Origin of the sequence: Aeromonas sp. 11P (assembly GCF_051920165.1) — a bacterium.
Classification (GTDB): Bacteria; Pseudomonadota; Gammaproteobacteria; order Enterobacterales; family Aeromonadaceae; genus Aeromonas; species Aeromonas veronii.
This window is the reverse complement of the sequence record NZ_JBQBDJ010000004.1, coordinates 1,728,097-1,742,711: the sequence shown is the minus strand read 5'-3', so window position 1 is coordinate 1,742,711 and position 14,615 is coordinate 1,728,097. Positions and strand designations below refer to the sequence as shown.

Annotated in this window: 12 protein-coding genes; 6 read left to right on the top strand and 6 right to left on the bottom strand. The window is 58.8% G+C overall.

Going from position 1 to position 14,615, the window contains the following annotated elements; translation table 11 throughout:
- The first annotated feature begins 5 nt into the window (after positions 1 to 5).
- A complete protein-coding gene (gene accA, locus ACTG1P_RS07890; RefSeq protein ID WP_440000950.1) occupies positions 6 to 956 on the top strand; it encodes an acetyl-CoA carboxylase carboxyl transferase subunit alpha in 951 nt (316 codons plus the stop codon).
- Between the two features lie 151 nt (positions 957 to 1,107).
- Here the strand turns inward: accA and ACTG1P_RS07885 are convergent, their stop codons facing one another.
- Together ACTG1P_RS07885 and tal are read right to left on the bottom strand one after the other, a co-directional pair.
- Entirely contained in the window at positions 1,108 to 1,290 is a 183-nt protein-coding gene (locus ACTG1P_RS07885; RefSeq protein WP_440000949.1) for a DUF3545 family protein, read from the bottom strand.
- Between the two features lie 159 nt (positions 1,291 to 1,449).
- Entirely contained in the window at positions 1,450 to 2,400 is a 951-nt protein-coding gene (tal, locus tag ACTG1P_RS07880) for a transaldolase (protein ID WP_440000948.1), read from the bottom strand.
- 701 nt (positions 2,401 to 3,101) lie between these two features.
- On the opposite strand from tal, the gene ACTG1P_RS07875 reads away from it, so the two are divergent.
- Positions 3,102 to 4,532: an alanine/glycine:cation symporter family protein gene (locus tag ACTG1P_RS07875; protein WP_013724018.1), complete on the top strand. Its 1,431-nt coding sequence runs from the start codon at positions 3,102 to 3,104 to the stop codon at positions 4,530 to 4,532.
- 62 nt (positions 4,533 to 4,594) lie between these two features.
- Here ACTG1P_RS07875 and ACTG1P_RS07870 read toward each other — a convergent pair whose 3' ends face one another.
- Genes ACTG1P_RS07870 through ACTG1P_RS07860 form a run of 3 tightly spaced genes read right to left on the bottom strand, consistent with a single transcriptional unit; the run spans position 4,595 to position 8,512 of the window.
- Positions 4,595 to 6,610 (bottom strand): transglutaminase family protein, encoded by a 2,016-nt coding sequence (locus ACTG1P_RS07870; RefSeq protein ID WP_440000947.1) that lies wholly within the window; start codon positions 6,608 to 6,610, stop codon positions 4,595 to 4,597.
- Positions 6,597 to 7,592 carry a DUF58 domain-containing protein gene (locus ACTG1P_RS07865; RefSeq protein WP_440000946.1) on the bottom strand — a complete coding sequence of 332 codons (996 nt, stop codon included), beginning with the start codon at positions 7,590 to 7,592 and terminating at the stop codon, positions 6,597 to 6,599. The genes ACTG1P_RS07870 and ACTG1P_RS07865 overlap by 14 nt, the downstream gene beginning before the upstream one ends.
- A complete protein-coding gene (locus ACTG1P_RS07860) occupies positions 7,592 to 8,512 on the bottom strand; it encodes an AAA family ATPase (RefSeq protein WP_440000945.1) in 921 nt (306 codons plus the stop codon). Before ACTG1P_RS07860 ends, ACTG1P_RS07865 begins: the two co-directional genes overlap by 1 nt.
- 211 nt (positions 8,513 to 8,723) lie before the next feature.
- Here ACTG1P_RS07860 and ampC point away from each other — a divergent pair, with 211 nt between their 5' ends.
- A complete protein-coding gene (gene ampC / locus ACTG1P_RS07855) occupies positions 8,724 to 9,872 on the top strand; it encodes an FOX/MOX family class C beta-lactamase (protein ID WP_440000944.1) in 1,149 nt (382 codons plus the stop codon).
- Here ampC and ACTG1P_RS07850 read toward each other — a convergent pair whose 3' ends face one another.
- On the bottom strand, positions 9,873 to 10,049 hold the full coding sequence (locus ACTG1P_RS07850) for a hypothetical protein (RefSeq protein ID WP_184234604.1): 177 nt from the start codon (positions 10,047 to 10,049) through the stop codon (positions 9,873 to 9,875). It abuts the gene before it with no gap.
- Between the two features lie 151 nt (positions 10,050 to 10,200).
- On the opposite strand from ACTG1P_RS07850, the gene ACTG1P_RS07845 reads away from it, so the two are divergent.
- From ACTG1P_RS07845 to dtpB, 3 genes are all read left to right on the top strand, one after another.
- Entirely contained in the window at positions 10,201 to 11,373 is a 1,173-nt protein-coding gene (locus tag ACTG1P_RS07845; protein ID WP_440000943.1) for an MFS transporter, read from the top strand.
- An 18-nt stretch (positions 11,374 to 11,391) separates the two neighbouring features.
- The gene (yidZ, locus tag ACTG1P_RS07840; RefSeq protein ID WP_440000942.1) at positions 11,392 to 12,354 is read left to right on the top strand and encodes an HTH-type transcriptional regulator YidZ; all 963 of its coding nucleotides are present in this window, start codon (positions 11,392 to 11,394) and stop codon (positions 12,352 to 12,354) included.
- A gap of 699 nt (positions 12,355 to 13,053) precedes the next feature.
- A complete protein-coding gene (gene dtpB, locus ACTG1P_RS07835) occupies positions 13,054 to 14,559 on the top strand; it encodes a dipeptide/tripeptide permease DtpB (protein WP_440000941.1) in 1,506 nt (501 codons plus the stop codon).
- Positions 14,560 to 14,615 lie beyond the last annotated feature (56 nt).

Sequence of the window (14,615 nt, the reverse complement as noted above, 5' to 3'; positions counted from 1 at the left end):
GCCCTATGAGTCTTTTTCTGGATTTTGAACAGCCGATTGCCGAGTTGCAGGCGCAGATTGATGAACTCAAACATGTGAGTGAAGGCAATCACGCCGTGGATCTGAAAGACGAGATCCGCCGGCTGGAGAAGAAAAACGAAGAGCTGACCAAGAAGATCTTCGGTGATCTGGGGGCCTGGCAGGTATCCCAGATGGCGCGTCATCCCCAGCGCCCCTACACCTTTGACTATATCGAGCATATCTTCACCGATTTTGACGAACTGGCTGGCGATCGTGCCTATGCCGACGACAAGGCCATCGTCGGCGGTATCGCCCGTCTCGACGGTGAGCCGGTGATGGTGATTGGTCATCAGAAGGGTCGCGAGACCAAAGAGAAGATCAAGCGCAACTTCGGCATGCCGCGTCCGGAAGGGTACCGTAAGGCTCTGCGCCTGATGGAGATGGCCGAGCGCTTCAAGATGCCGATCATCACCTTTATCGACACCCCGGGTGCTTACCCTGGCGTCGGTGCCGAAGAGCGTGGCCAGTCCGAAGCGATTGCCCGCAACCTGAAAGTGATGGCCGGTCTGACCGTGCCGGTGGTCTGCACCGTGATCGGTGAGGGCGGTTCAGGCGGTGCGCTGGCAATCGGTGTGGGTGATCGCGTCAACATGCTGCAGTACTCCACCTACTCCGTCATCTCGCCGGAAGGGTGTGCCTCCATCCTGTGGAAGAGCGCCGACAAGGCCTCTGTAGCCGCCGAAGCGATGGGGATCACAGCCCAGCGTCTGAAAGAGCTCAAGCTCATCGACGCCATCGTCGAGGAGCCGCTTGGCGGCGCTCACCGCGATGTAGAGAAGATGGCCAAAAACCTCAAGGCCCGCATCAAGCAGGACCTGGACGCTCTGCGTCCGCTCGATAGCGAGCAGTTGCTGGAGCAGCGTTACCAGCGTCTGCTGGGCTACGGCTACTGCTAAGTCCACTTGTTCTGCATCAAGCCCCCGTCGATACGGGGGCTTTTGTTTTATAGCCCTTTAACAAGCAGGCAGGTGTGTTTCTGAGCGCTGGTCGGAGGCAACAAAAAAGCGCCCCGGCTGTGCGGGGCGCTTTTACAGGTGTCTGGTGGTATTACAGTTCAATCTCGTCGGTCAGACCTTCATAGGCGATATCAATGGATTGCAGCTCCTTCTGCAGACGCTGCTTGTCTTTCAACGCCTCAATCTCGCGCCATTTGCGTTTTTTTCCCGTTGTCCCGCGGCTACGTGAACCGAGTTCAACTACCTCGTCATAATCGAAGTTGAACATTTCCATGGCTCCCTCCTTGGTTTTTATCGTTTTCACCATCCGTATAACATAACGAGGTTGAAAATAAAACGTTTTCGTTACAGCACTATGACCGTGCTAAAAGTCGGGTACAAAAAAACCGGGCTCCCCTGAGGGAGCCCGGTTTTTCGTAGAAAAATTAACTGATTACAGGCGGCTAGCCAGCATGGTTTCCAGCTTGCCCTGGTCGATGGCAAACATGCGGATACCTTCGCCCAGCTTCTCGTGAGCCATGGCGTCCTGGTTCAGCTCCCAGCGGAATTCGGCCTCGGTCATCGGGGTCGGTTTGGCCTTGCGCTCACCGGTGTAGTCCAGCTTGCGTACCACGACGCCTTCAGCCTTGCTCAACTCTTCCAGCAGGGCCGGGCCAATGGTCAGACGGTCGCAGCCGGCCAACTCCAGGATCTCGCCGGTGTTGCGGAAGCTGGCGCCCATGACCACGGTCGGGTAGTCGTGCTGCTTGTAGTAGTTGTAGATGGAGGTAACGGAGACCACGCCCGGATCTTCGCTGGCAGTGTAATCACGGCCATTTTTGGCTTTGTACCAGTCGAGGATGCGACCCACGAACGGGGAGATCAGGAAGGCACCGGCTTCGGCACAGGCACGGGCCTGTGCGAAGGAGAACAGCAGGGTCAGGTTGCACTGGATACCCTCTTTCTCCAGCACTTCGGCGGCACGGATCCCTTCCCAGGTGGAGGCCAGCTTGATCAGAATGCGGTCGTTGCAGATACCCGCTTCGTTGTAGAGACGGATCAGCTTGCGGGCCTTGGCGATGCTGGCTTCGGTATCGAAGGAGAGACGGGCATCCACTTCGGTAGAGATACGGCCCGGAACGATCTTCAGCACTTCCAGACCGATGTTGACTGCCAGCTTGTCGCCCGCGTCGATGATTTGCTGTGCCTTGTCCTGGCTCTGGGATTTGGCCCACTTGATGGCGTCTTCGATCAGCGGTGCGTACTCGGGGATCTCGGAGGCCTTCAGAACCAGAGAGGGGTTGGTGGTGGCATCGATGGGCTGATAGCGTTTGATGGCTTCGATATCACCGGTGTCGGCAACAACAGTGGTCAGGGCTTTCAGCTGGGTTAATTTATCGGCCATAGCGAATATCATCTCTTAATGAGGGAGTAATCCCTGGGTTGCGGGCTTGAGACGGTGGTTCTGAAATAAAATTACAGGATCTTGGTGCCTCAGGCTCAGAAAAGCGCGATGGGGGCGGCCCATCGTCATTGCCTGCCTAATTAATACTGATGTGCTGCATCCTGCAATAGGGGCGCTTGGTTGTTAAACATTCAGGCTGTTGAGCCATCCCGTTTTATGGCGTGAAACTATATGATTAGTAAGGTTTTTTACATTTCATCCCGACCTCGCTCCGGTTTGCTTTCAGCTGAACTTTTTTAGCCAATATCCATATTTGTGTCGTCGATCACATAAATTATCTCGCTACGTACTTGAAATTTAATTACAGCGAAAACGTTTGGCGAAATGTCTCCGTTTGAAAGCCATTTCATGCAAGCGTTTGCGTTTTCGGATAGCTCATCAGGGATATATCAAAATGGTTCTCTTATGGGGCTTAATGGTGGCCTGTCTGATTGAATTATTGAGTTTGTTGAAAGTTTGCGATTTAAATGGAGCTTTATGGGCTTTTACCGTTCGTTTTTTGTGTCTCGCGTGACCGGGATCACTATTCCGGGCTCTCCCGCTGTGCTAGATTCCGCCCCTTTAGCGAAACGCTAATTAAACGACAGACAGAAAACGGTCAGCGCAGACTGACCATGGATGTGAATAACAACGAGAGAATTATGGACACCTTGATTGCGATGCTAAACGACCTGATGTGGGGAGCCGTGCTCATCTACCTGCTCATCGGGGTCGGTATCTTTTTCACCTTCCGCCTGGGTTTTATCCAGATCCGTCACTTTGGCCACATGTTTTCCGTGCTGAAAAACAGCCGTAAATCGGACAACGCAGGCATCTCTTCCTTCCAGGCCCTCTGTACCAGCCTTGCCGCCCGGGTCGGCACCGGCAACCTGGCTGGTGTGGCTGTCGCCATCTATCTGGGTGGCCCCGGCGCCATCTTCTGGATGTGGCTGATTGCCTTTATCGGCATGGCGACCGCCTTCGTCGAAAGCACCCTGGCCCAGCTCTACAAGGTCAAGGATGAGGATGGCAACTACCGTGGTGGCCCGGCCTACTACATGGAGAAAGGCCTTGGCATGCGCTGGATGGGGGTGGTGTTTTCGCTCTGCCTGATCCTGGCATTCGGTCTGGTGTTCAACGCGGTGCAGGCCAACTCCATCAGTCTGGCGATGAAGGTGGCGTTTGGCATTCCTGACTGGGTCAGCGGTCTGGCGCTGGTGGCGCTCTCCGGCCTGATTATCTTCGGCGGCATTCGTGGCATCGCCCGTTTTGCCGAGCTGGTGGTGCCCTTTATGGCACTGGCTTATATCCTGCTGGCGCTGGTGATCGTGGCGATGAACATCACCGAGTTGCCCCATGTCTTCATGCTGATCATCAAGTCCGCCTTCGGGATTGAGCAGGCAGGCTCAGGTGCGCTCGGTTATGCCATCTCCCAGGCGATGATCAACGGTATCAAGCGCGGTCTCTTCTCCAACGAAGCGGGCATGGGCTCTGCGCCCAACGCTGCAGCGACTGCCACTCCCTATCCGCCGCACCCGGCCTCCCAGGGTTATGTGCAGATGCTGGGGGTCTTTATGGATACCATCGTCATCTGTAGCTGTACCGCCGCCATCATCCTGATGTCAGGTCAGTTTGAGCCGGGCTCCGGCGTGACCGGTGTCGAGCTGACCCAGCGGGCGCTCTCCTCCCAGATTGGCAGCGGTGGCAACATCTTCATTGCGGCGGCCATCTTCTTCTTCGCCTTCACCTCTATCGTGGCGAACTACTCCTATGCCGAGACCAATCTGGTGTTCCTCGAGCACAACCACAAGGGCGGCCTGATGCTGTTCCGGGTGTTTGTGCTGGGCATGGTGATGTTCGGTGCCGTGGGTGAGTTGCCGATCGTGTGGGCGATGGCGGATGTCTCCATGGGACTGATGGCCATCGTCAACCTGGTGGCGATCCTGCTGCTCTCCAGCGTCGCCATCAAGCTGGCCAAGGATTACAACGACCAGCTCCGGCTGGGCAAGGTGCCCACCTTCGATGCTAACAAGTACCCCGAGATCCGCTCCCAGCTGGAAGAGGGGATCTGGGACAATCCGACCAAAAAATAACAAGCGGTGAGTCAAACCTCTTGATTAAAACCTGAAGGGGGAGCCGGTGGCTCCCCCTTCTTTTATGGCGCACTCGTTGGCTGTTGATCCCAGCGCTGGGCGAGCTGTCTGATACGCCGTCGTAACTGGCACCAGCAGCGCCCTTGTTGCCGGTCGTTGAGGGGGGCATAACGCCAGCGGCGATAGAGCCACGCACTCTTTAGCAGGGGATGGGCAAGGTCGGGACGCAGCCGTGCCAGCCGCTCGCACCATGCCCCCATGCTCTCGGCGCGTTGGGGTGGGTAGCCACTGCGTTTACCCCGTTTGAGCAGGGGCTGCCAGATGCGCCGCTCTGGCGGCAGGCGGGCGGGCAGCAGCAAGGGCAGGCTCACCAGCAGGGCGACCAGCATCAGGCTGGCGAGGATCAACCAGGGTGTGTGCCCCGCCAGTGCAGGCCAGCGCAGGCCGATTTGTTGCCAGAGCTGACCCGCATCGTAACCAATTACCCAGCGACTCCACTGGTAGTCGATATTGTTGCCCCACCAGCGCAGCTGATTGAGCAGAGCCCAGTTGCGATAACGCTGCAAAGCGAGGGGGTCGGCAGCGGTAAACTCGTCGCTCAGCGCCTCCCTCACGCCGCCTTCAATACGCTCCGGTGCCACTGCCGCCGTGGGGTCGATTCGCCGCCATGTTCCTCCTTCATCGAGATACTCCACCCAGGCATGAGCATCGAACTGGTGTACCGCCAGATAGTTGCCCCTTGGATTCCACTCACCGCCGAGATAACCGGTGACCAGCCGTGCCGGAATACCGGCAGTGCGCAGTACGAAAGCGGTTGCCATGGCGTAGTGGCCGCAAAAGCCGCGCTTGGTATCGAACAGGAACTCATCCACCCCGTCACGGCCAAGCCGTGGCGGGGTCAGAGTGTAGTAATAGGATTGGCTGCGAAACTGTTCGAGCAGGGCGGCGACCAGCGTGCTGCGATCCGGATGGCGTGCGGCCAGCCCTTGGCCGTGAGCTTGCGCTCTCGGGTTGCCCCCGGCTGGCAGTTGCAGGTTGCGCTGGGCGGCTTGGTGGTCATCCTCGGGCAGCGCTTCGCCGCGGCCAATGCGATAGCGGATCGCCACCTCGCCGCTCCCCTGCCGATAGAGGGTGTCGAGAGGCGTGAGCATTACCGGTCCCGCCAGCAGGCGCGGTTCGCTCAGGGCAAAGGCCCAGCGGTGGCGCTGGGGCTCGGCAATCACCTCGTAGCTCCCGGCGGGCAACAGAGTATCTGTCAGTTGAGTGTTGGCCTGAGAAGAGGACGCCAGAAGGGTGAGCCCGGTCTGCACCGGCACTGTCTGCTGCCATGTTTTGACCTCGGGGCTCAGCAACCAGCGCTGACCATCGAAAACTTCTTGGCGCATCACCGGAAAATAGCGCTCACGGACAGGGGGCGGGCCATCGGCAAAGGTGACCCGAAAGGCCAGTTCGGAGGAGTTGACCAGTTCGCTGATATCGCCGGGGGCCAGCTCTTCCGAGAGCCCCGACAGGGCGCGACTGGTGGTGGGCATCTGCCAGAGGGGCGGCAGCCTTGGCAGCAGCAGAAACAGAGTGATGAGCAGGGGAAGCGCCAGCAGCAGGGCACTGCCCGCACTGCGCCAAGGCCGTTTCTGCTCGGGAGCGATGGCGGCCACCAGCGCGGTCGCTGCCAGCCAGAGCGCTACTGTCATTCCGGCCGTCCAGCCGATGCTCTGTCGCTGCACCAGCGCCAGCGCGATAAGAAAGAAGGCGAGCAGAAGCACCAGCTCGATATCCCGCTCGCGCCGAACCTCGATCATCTTGAGGCTATAGCCGAGCCAGAGCAGATTGATAAGGGCAGGCAGGGTGCCCAAGCCACGCCACTGTAGTCCCAGCAACACCACGGTTGTGATGGCCAGCAGCGCCAACCAGCGGGCAGGCAGGGGCGGCCAGCCGCGCCACAGCATCATGGCCCGGACGCCGAGGGTGGTGGTGCCTACTGCCACTACCCAGAGCTGCAACTGGGGCCAGAGCGCCGCGACCAGCAGCAGCTGTTGCAGGGCGATGAGTGGTAGCAGGCGGCGGTTATCGAGCAGCATCTGGCGTGCTCTTCGGTGGTGTTGCATCGAATTGGGCCAGTGCCAGCAGGCAGCGCTGCACAAAGGCGGCACCGCTATCGGGCCCCAGCGTCTGGTTTGCCAGTGTCAGGGTAAAGGGGATGCCCCGCTTGCCGTAATCTGCGCACCACCAGGCCAGCACTGCCAGCCGCTGCTCCAGATCCCCACCCGCGATCCGCTGCAAGGTGAGGTGAGTGTCATCCTGCTGTGGCTCATGGAACTGTTTGGTCAGCAGGCCGCGCCCCTGGGCAAGTTGCTTCCAGGCGACCCGGCTCAGTGGTTCACCGGCCTGATGTGTCCGCAGGGTATCAAAGTCACCGAGGGGCGCTGGAGCGGGCTGGCCCTGATGTCCTTCGCTTTGGGTCGCATGTACCCCTATTAGCGCCCCAAACGCGGGTTTGGGGGAAAGCCAGCCCTCCAGTTGCAAGTCCAGCAGGGACCAGCAGCGAAACAGACCGAGGGGGTAGCGGCTCTCGACCCGCAATCGACCAAGGGGCAGTGGCCCGCGGCGAGAGCCCGATACTGGCAGGATAACTGTGCTGGGCACAGCGTCGGCCTGTGCCAGCCAGAGGGTGCCTTCGTTGAGGCTAAAGTGAAGTGCCAGCACCGGGCGCGGGCTCTGCACCAAGATACGGATCGGCAGCTGGCTACCCGCTTCCCCCAGCACCGGCGGGCCCCCCAGCAGCTCCAACCCCAACAGGTTGCGGTGGGTGAGCCACATGGCGGCCATAAACAGGCTGCCGAGGCAGTAGGCCACCAGCAGCACCAGATTGTTCTGGTAGTTGGTGCCGAGCAGATAGATGGCGAGCAGCACCAGCAGATAGAGTAACCCCATGCGGGTGGGGAGGATAAAGAGGCTGCGCGGCCCCAGCGTTATCTGGCGCGCCGGCGGAATGCGACGGTCGAGCCAGCGTCGCTGCCAGCGGGCTCGCCACTGCTGCCAACGATCAAACAATTTGCTCATCAGGGATTGTCCGGATCGACCCGGGCCAGCAACCGCTGGCTCAGTGGGGCGGCGTCCCCTTGTTGTACGCCGAAGCTGCCCCGTAGCCGGTGTTCGGCCACATAGGGGAAGACCGCCTGCACGTCCTCTACCGTGACAAAGCGCCGTCCCGCAACCAGTGTCCAGGCCCGGCTCACCGCCAGCAAGGTCTGGGCCGCTCGTGGGGAGAGGGGCTGTGGCAGATCCCCATCAAAGCGGCTCTGGTGCACCAGTGCCAGCAGGTAGTCGAGGGTGGCATCGGAAACATGGATAGCATCACCTTCCGCTTGCAGGGCAGCCAGCTCAGCAGCATCCAGCATGGCGGGTAATGGGCCGCTCGGCTGGTGGCCGCGCAGCAACTGGCGTTCCGCCTCTCGCGGCGGAAAACCCAGCGAGAGTCGCACGGCGAAGCGGTCGAGCTGGGATTCCGGCAGTGGATAGGTGCCCGCCTGATCCGCCGGATTCTGGGTGGCGATGACGAAAAACGGATCGGGGAGTGGATGGGTATGGCCCTCGATGCTCACCTTGCCCTCGGCCATCGCCTCCAGCAATGCGCTCTGCACCTTGGGGCTGGCACGGTTGATCTCGTCCGCCAGTAGAATCTGGGTGAAGATGGGGCCGGGGTGAAAGCGAAATGTTTGCTGCTGGGGGTCAAAGATCTGCAGGCCCAGCAAATCGGCGGGTAGCAGATCTGCGGTGAACTGCATCCGCCGGCATGCAAGCCCCAGCACCTGCGCCAGGGAGTGGGCCAGAGTAGTTTTGCCCATGCCGGGCAGATCCTCGAGCAGCAGATGACCGCGCGCCAGCAGGGTCACCAGCGCGATTTTCAGCTGCAGCGGTTTACCCAGAATGACCTGCTCCAGCGCCGCTAGCACCGCCGTGATCTGTTCCTGTGATTTCACTATTCCTCCCGTTTTCGGCTTGTCCGTACCTTGCTTCTCTCTTTTGGCACCTACAGCTTATACGCCAGTCGCTCAGGGCGGGCTCAGTACGCCGTAAAACCATTGAAATGGCCCGTTTTTCAATGACTTCACACCGACTTCATAGTTGTTCACGCTCAGCTCACCAAGCGTCCTTATGATGCACTTCTCAACTCACCACAAGACAGAAGTCATGAAACAACCAACAACTCTCTCGCTGCTGACGCTGGGTTCCCTGCTGATCTCTTCATTCGCTTCTGCCGCACAGGATGCTCCTCTCACCGCCATCGTGGACGGCGCCATTCAACCCGTGCTCAAGGAGTACCGGATCCCGGGGATGGCAGTCGCCGTACTGAAAGATGGCAAGGCCCACTATTTCAACTATGGCGTTGCCAACATGGAGAGCGGTCAGCGCGTCAGCGAGCAGACCCTGTTTGAAATCGGCTCTGTCAGCAAGACCCTGACCGCGACCCTAGGTGCCTACGCCGTGGTCAAGGGGGGCTTCAAGCTGGATGACAAGGTGAGTCAGCACGCAGCTTGGCTAAAAGGGTCTGCCTTCGATGGCGTGACCATGGTTGATCTCGCCACCTACGGTGCAGGCGGCTTGCCACTGCAGTTCCCCGATGCGGTCGACTCGGCAGAGAAGATGCAAGCCTACTACCGCCAGTGGACGCCGCTCTTTGCCGCCGGTACCCAACGGGAGTACTCCAACCCCAGCATAGGTCTGTTCGGCTATCTGGCTGCGAGCTCTCTGGGCCAACCCTTCGAGCAACTGATTAGCCAGACTCTGTTGCCGGGGCTCGGCCTTGCCCACACCTACCTCAAGGTGCCTGCGGCAGCCATGGGCGATTACGCCTACGGCTATGCCAAAGAGGAGAAACCGATCCGGGTCAATCCGGGAGTGCTGGCGGACGAGGCCTATGGTATCAAGACCAGCTCGGCGGATTTCATCAAGTTTGTCGAGGCCAACATGACCAGGCGGGGTGACGCCGCCATGCAGCAGGCCATTGCCATGACTCACACCGGTTTCTTCTCTGTAGGAGAGATGACCCAGGGGCTGGGTTGGGAGAGTTATGCCTATCCCGTCACCGAGCAGGCGCTGCTGGCGGGCAACTCGCCGGCGGTGAGCTACAAGGCCAATCCGGTAGAACGCTTTGCCGCGCCCAAAGATATGGGGGAGCAGCGGCTCTACAACAAGACGGGATCGACCAACGGCTTTGGTGCCTATGTTGCCTTTGTCCCGGCCAAGGGGATTGGCATCGTCATGCTGGCCAACCGCAACTATCCCAATGATGCCCGGGTCAAGGCGGCCTATACCATTCTGAGCAAGCTGGCCAACTAATCACGGGGGCAGCGTTTTACCGCAAGCAAGTGCGCCGGGATTGCCCGGCGCACTTTTTATCGCGTTTATTTTTACTCCGCTCACGGTGCTCTTCTGCCTGGCAACTTGTCCCTCCAGTTGCCTTAATCGCACATCGGCAGAAACAATATTTCCATTTTGGAAGGTATCGATCGCCATCTCTTCACTAGGTGAGGGCGCTGGGCTCCCATATAGTTGCCCCATTGCGACGCGCTGCGTTGCTACCTTTGTCACCACCTTGGACCTGCCACTCTTCGCCTGTTGCTGCCATCTGGCTGATGCTGGCGGGCCAATCTGTAATGGAGCATCCATGCCTGTTTTCCTGTTGTGCACTTTTCTGATGATCATCCTCTATCCGGTCGGGATCGATCTCTATCTGGTCGCCGTGCCCAAGATTGCCGATACCCTGCGGGCGAGCGAAGCGCAGATCCACACCGCCTTCTCCATCTATCTGTTCGGCATGGCTGCCACCGTGCTGCTGGGGGGAATGATTGCCGATCGCTTCGGGCGGCGCTGGGTGGTGCTCGGTGGCGCGCTGATTTTTGTCCTTGCCTCGCTGGTGGCAGGCAGTGCAGAGGGGATCAGCCAGTTCTATTTCGGCCGTTTCTGGCAGGGAGTCGGGGCCGGTGCGCTCTATATCATGACCTTTACCGTACTGCGGGATGTGCTGAGTCAGGAGCGGCTGGCGATGGCGCTCTCGATGATCAACGGGGTGATCTGCGTGATCCCGGTGCTGGCGCCGGTGCTCGGTTACCTCATCCTGTCCCATTTTGACTGGCGTGCGATCTTCGTGGCGATGGCGCTGGTGGCGGCCGTTAGCGGTCTGGTCAACCTGTTGCTGCTCAAGGAGACCCGTCCGGTGCGTCAACCGGGGAGTGGCGCGGCGCTTCCCTTTGCCCTGCTGCGCTCGCCGCGCTTTATGCTGCTCTCCCTGCTGACCAGTGCCAGCGTGACCTCTATTTTGGTCTATGTCAGCGTCTCGCCGCTGATCCTGATGAAGGAGTTTGGCTTCACTACCGAGCAGTACTCCATCGTGATGATGGTGATGGCCGGCGTGAGTATGTCTACTTCTTTCCTGACCCCTCTGCTGTTGCGCTGGCTGGGCAAACAGAAAGTGCTGGCGGTGTCTCATCTCTCCTATCTGCTGGCGGCGTGCTCACTGATCGGCAGCTGGCAGGCGGGGGGGGATATCCATCTTTTGCTGCCGGGGTTTGCGCTGGTCTGTGTCGGGTTCTCCTGTGGCTTCGGGGTGGCGATGGGGGAGGCGCTCGATGGTTGCCAGCACAATGTGGCCTTTGCCAGCGCCGTGCTCTGCATCATGCAGATCAGCCTCTCCGGCCTCTATATCTGGCTGCTGGGCCAACTTGGCTTTACTCCGTCCGAGATGCTGATCTATGCCCTGCTGCTGGCACTGCTCAGTTACCTGGCTGTCAAAGGGCTGTTACCATTGCTCGCGCTTCGTGAAGCGCGCTCGCAGGGCTGATGGAAGATGAGAGGGGATATGCGCAATCTGGGTGAACTCGATTTGAACCTGCTGGTGGTCTTCAAGTACCTGATGCAGGAGCGCAGTGTGGCAGGGGCGGCCAAAAAGCTCTGTGTCACTCCGTCGGCGGTGAGCAAGTCTCTGGCCAAATTGCGGGAGTGGTTTGACGATCCCCTGTTTGTGCGGGTGCGGCAGGGGTTGCAGCCGACCAACCTCTCCCTGACCCTGGAGGAGGAGCTGAAGGTCTGGTTCCAACTCACCGACAGCATCACCTCGCTCAATAGCGAGGCGATCCCCGATGGTGCCCGTTTCACGCTGGTGATGGAGTCCCCCTTCTACATCAGCTTCCTGAGCGATCTGCCCATGACCATCTACCAGAAGTACCCCAACTCGGTGGTCAGGATGCTGGGGTGGGATCACCACTCCCTCAACGACATCGTCAATGGCGATGCAGATCTCGGCTTCTGCGCCCGCGAGACCCATGGCCGCTCTCGGGCCAGGGTCAACCGCTTGCCTTATTACATCGATCACGAGGTGCTGTTCACCGATCGCCCGGTCGTGTTCCTGCGCAAGGATCACCCATTGCTCGGGCAGAAGTGGTCGCTGGAGAACTTTCTGGCCTGCCCCCAGATCAGCATGGTGTGGGAAGCGAACGATACCTGGGCTCTCGACAGTCTGCTGGAGGATGAGGGATTGAAGCGGGAGGTGCCCATCATGGTCTCAAGCTTCGAGCAGGCGCTGCATATCGCCTCCCAGTCGAGCCACGAACTGATTGCGGTGGCTCCTTCCTACTGCGGTGGTTATGCCAGTCGGCATCATGGCAATCTGATCGCCATGCCGCTGCCGCTCCCCGAGAAGCTCTACGCCCAGCTGGAGATCGCCTTCATCCTGTTGTGGCACAAACGACACAATCAGGATGCCAAGGTGATGTGGCTGCGCAACGAGATCCGGCGACTCTACAACGACGAATCGCCACGCTAATGTGGCCGTGATGGTGCCTATCGATGAGCCGGAGCCATCAGCTCCGGCTGTTTGTTGTCGCATCGCCCGGATGAGTGGGCTTTGGCACGACTTAAGTGCCGAGCTCGGGTTCAGCTGTGTGTCATTCAACTCTCTTCATGCACAGATTAGCCTTGGTTGCACGTCTCGAGTGAAGCTCTTTTCACGAAAAAAATTCATGTGGTTTCATTAGAAAACTTCACTAATGGTCACTTTTGAAGTGTGATCGACCATTAAGTTCCTGTATTTGCAGTGATATAGCATGACACCCCTTGGAATGGCGGGGTTAGATAGCGCCTGTGTAGTGTGATAGCCAGTAGAGCGCGGCGTGAGCCAGCCCCACAGGTCGTCTGTGGCCATATCATGGCCACCAGCCATGAGTGATGGAGCAGAGGGGAATAAGCATCAAGGTTGATAAACCGGCTTGAGTGAAGGGATGCAGCAAAGGTCGAACCCGGAGCCGGTAACTGTACTGGGAGACGCCACTCACCATCCCCCGATAACACCTAATTGAAACCGGCTAGATGAAAAAACACCTTTCATCGAACGGGGCGCGTGCACCCGAAAATAGCCAGATTGGCAGGCTGACTGTGCTCCCAGTTATGGCAATGACGGAAGAGAAAATAGTGCGGCAGCCACCACCAGATTAATAAAAATAAATCTCAGCAAAGGCAGGTTGATATGCGTCCAGCAACAGCACCCACAGGGTTGTTACAACAGCCCAAACCCTTCTTTATGATATTTTTCGTCGAACTCTGGGAGCGCTTCGGTTATTACGGCGTGCAGGGGATATTGGCGGTTTTCTTTGTGCAGCAACTGGGATTTTCCCAAGAGCAATCCTTTATTACCTTCGGTGCCTTCTCTGCGCTGGTATATGGCCTGATCTCGGTCGGTGGCTATGTCGGTGACCATGTGCTCGGCACCAAGCGCACCATGGTGCTCGGGGCTATCGTGTTGGTGATAGGCTACTTTATGACCGGCCTCTCTATCTATAATCCCGACCTGATTTTCTATGCGCTGGGCACCATTGCAGTCGGTAACTGTCTGTTCAAGGCCAATCCGGCCAGCCTGCTTTCAAAATGCTACCAGCCAAAAGATCCGCGGCTGGATGGGGCGTTTACCCTGTTCTATATGTCGATCAATATCGGCTCCCTTATTTCCCTCTCGCTGGCGCCGGTGATTGCCGATCATTACGGCTATACCGTGACCTATAACCTGTGCGGGGTGGGGCTGATTATTGCGCTGCTTACCTTCTTTGCCTGCCGCAATATGGTCAAGGATATTGGCTCCGAGCCGGATCACCTGCCGCTCGATTACAGCAAACTGCTGCTGGTTATATTGGGTTCGGTAGCCATGGTCTTCTTCTGCGCCTGGCTGATGCACCACGTGGTGATCGCCAACATGGTGCTGATGACGGTAACCATCGCCGTGGTGATCTTCTTCTTTCGCGAGGCATTCAGGCTCGACACAGTGGGCCGCAACAAGATGTATGTGGCCTTCGTGCTGATGCTGGAGGCAGTGCTCTTCTACGTGCTGTATGCCCAGATGCCGACGTCTCTGAACTTCTTTGCCATCAACAACATGCACCACGAGATGCTGGGCATGAGCGTCAACCCCATTAGCTTCCAGGCGCTCAACCCCTTCTGGGTGGTGGTGGGTAGCCCGGTACTCGCTATGATCTATACCCGGATGGGCAGCAAGGGGCGGGATCTCACCATGCCGCTCAAATTCACCCTCGGGATGTTCTTCTGCTCGCTGGGCTTTCTGACGGCGGCAGCATCCGGCTGGTGGTTTGCCGATGAGCAGGGGCTTACCTCCCCCTGGTTTATGGTGCTTATCTACCTGTTCCAGAGTCTGGGCGAGCTGATGATCAGTGCGCTGGGACTGGCGATGGTCGCCGCGCTGGTGCCACAACGGCTGATGGGCTTCATTCTCGGAATGTGGTTCCTGACTCAAGCGATGGCGTCCCTGCTGGGTGGCTATGTGGCGACCTTTACCGCCGTGCCGCAAGGGGTGACGGATCCGCTGCAAACTTTGCCCATTTACACCGGCGTATTTGGCAAGATCGGGATGGCGACCCTGCTGATTGCGGTAGTGATGGGGCTGATGGTGCCCTGGCTCAACCGGATGATGAATGCGACGCCGACAGAGGCCGAGGGGCTGGTGGCGGGTCAATCACAGGCGTAATGAGGGGAGGATAGTGCGAGACAAGGCAAGGGCTGCGACCCTTGCCTTGCTGTTGA

What these genes read in the sequence shown, in the direction of transcription:
- ACTG1P_RS07845 (WP_440000943.1), top strand. Translation starts at nt 10,201, where the DNA reads ATGCCTGTTTTCCTGTTGTGCACTTTTCTGATGATCATCCTCTATCCG.
- ACTG1P_RS07850 (WP_184234604.1), bottom strand. Translation starts at nt 10,049, where the DNA reads ATGGCGATCGATACCTTCCAAAATGGAAATATTGTTTCTGCCGATGTG.
- ACTG1P_RS07885 (WP_440000949.1), bottom strand. Translation starts at nt 1,290, where the DNA reads ATGGAAATGTTCAACTTCGATTATGACGAGGTAGTTGAACTCGGTTCA.
- ACTG1P_RS07870 (WP_440000947.1), bottom strand. Translation starts at nt 6,610, where the DNA reads ATGCTGCTCGATAACCGCCGCCTGCTACCACTCATCGCCCTGCAACAG.
- yidZ (WP_440000942.1), top strand. Translation starts at nt 11,392, where the DNA reads ATGCGCAATCTGGGTGAACTCGATTTGAACCTGCTGGTGGTCTTCAAG.
- ACTG1P_RS07875 (WP_013724018.1), top strand. Translation starts at nt 3,102, where the DNA reads ATGGACACCTTGATTGCGATGCTAAACGACCTGATGTGGGGAGCCGTG.
- accA (WP_440000950.1), top strand. Translation starts at nt 6, where the DNA reads ATGAGTCTTTTTCTGGATTTTGAACAGCCGATTGCCGAGTTGCAGGCG.
- ACTG1P_RS07865 (WP_440000946.1), bottom strand. Translation starts at nt 7,592, where the DNA reads ATGAGCAAATTGTTTGATCGTTGGCAGCAGTGGCGAGCCCGCTGGCAG.
- tal (WP_440000948.1), bottom strand. Translation starts at nt 2,400, where the DNA reads ATGGCCGATAAATTAACCCAGCTGAAAGCCCTGACCACTGTTGTTGCC.
- dtpB (WP_440000941.1), top strand. Translation starts at nt 13,054, where the DNA reads ATGCGTCCAGCAACAGCACCCACAGGGTTGTTACAACAGCCCAAACCC.
- ampC (WP_440000944.1), top strand. Translation starts at nt 8,724, where the DNA reads ATGAAACAACCAACAACTCTCTCGCTGCTGACGCTGGGTTCCCTGCTG.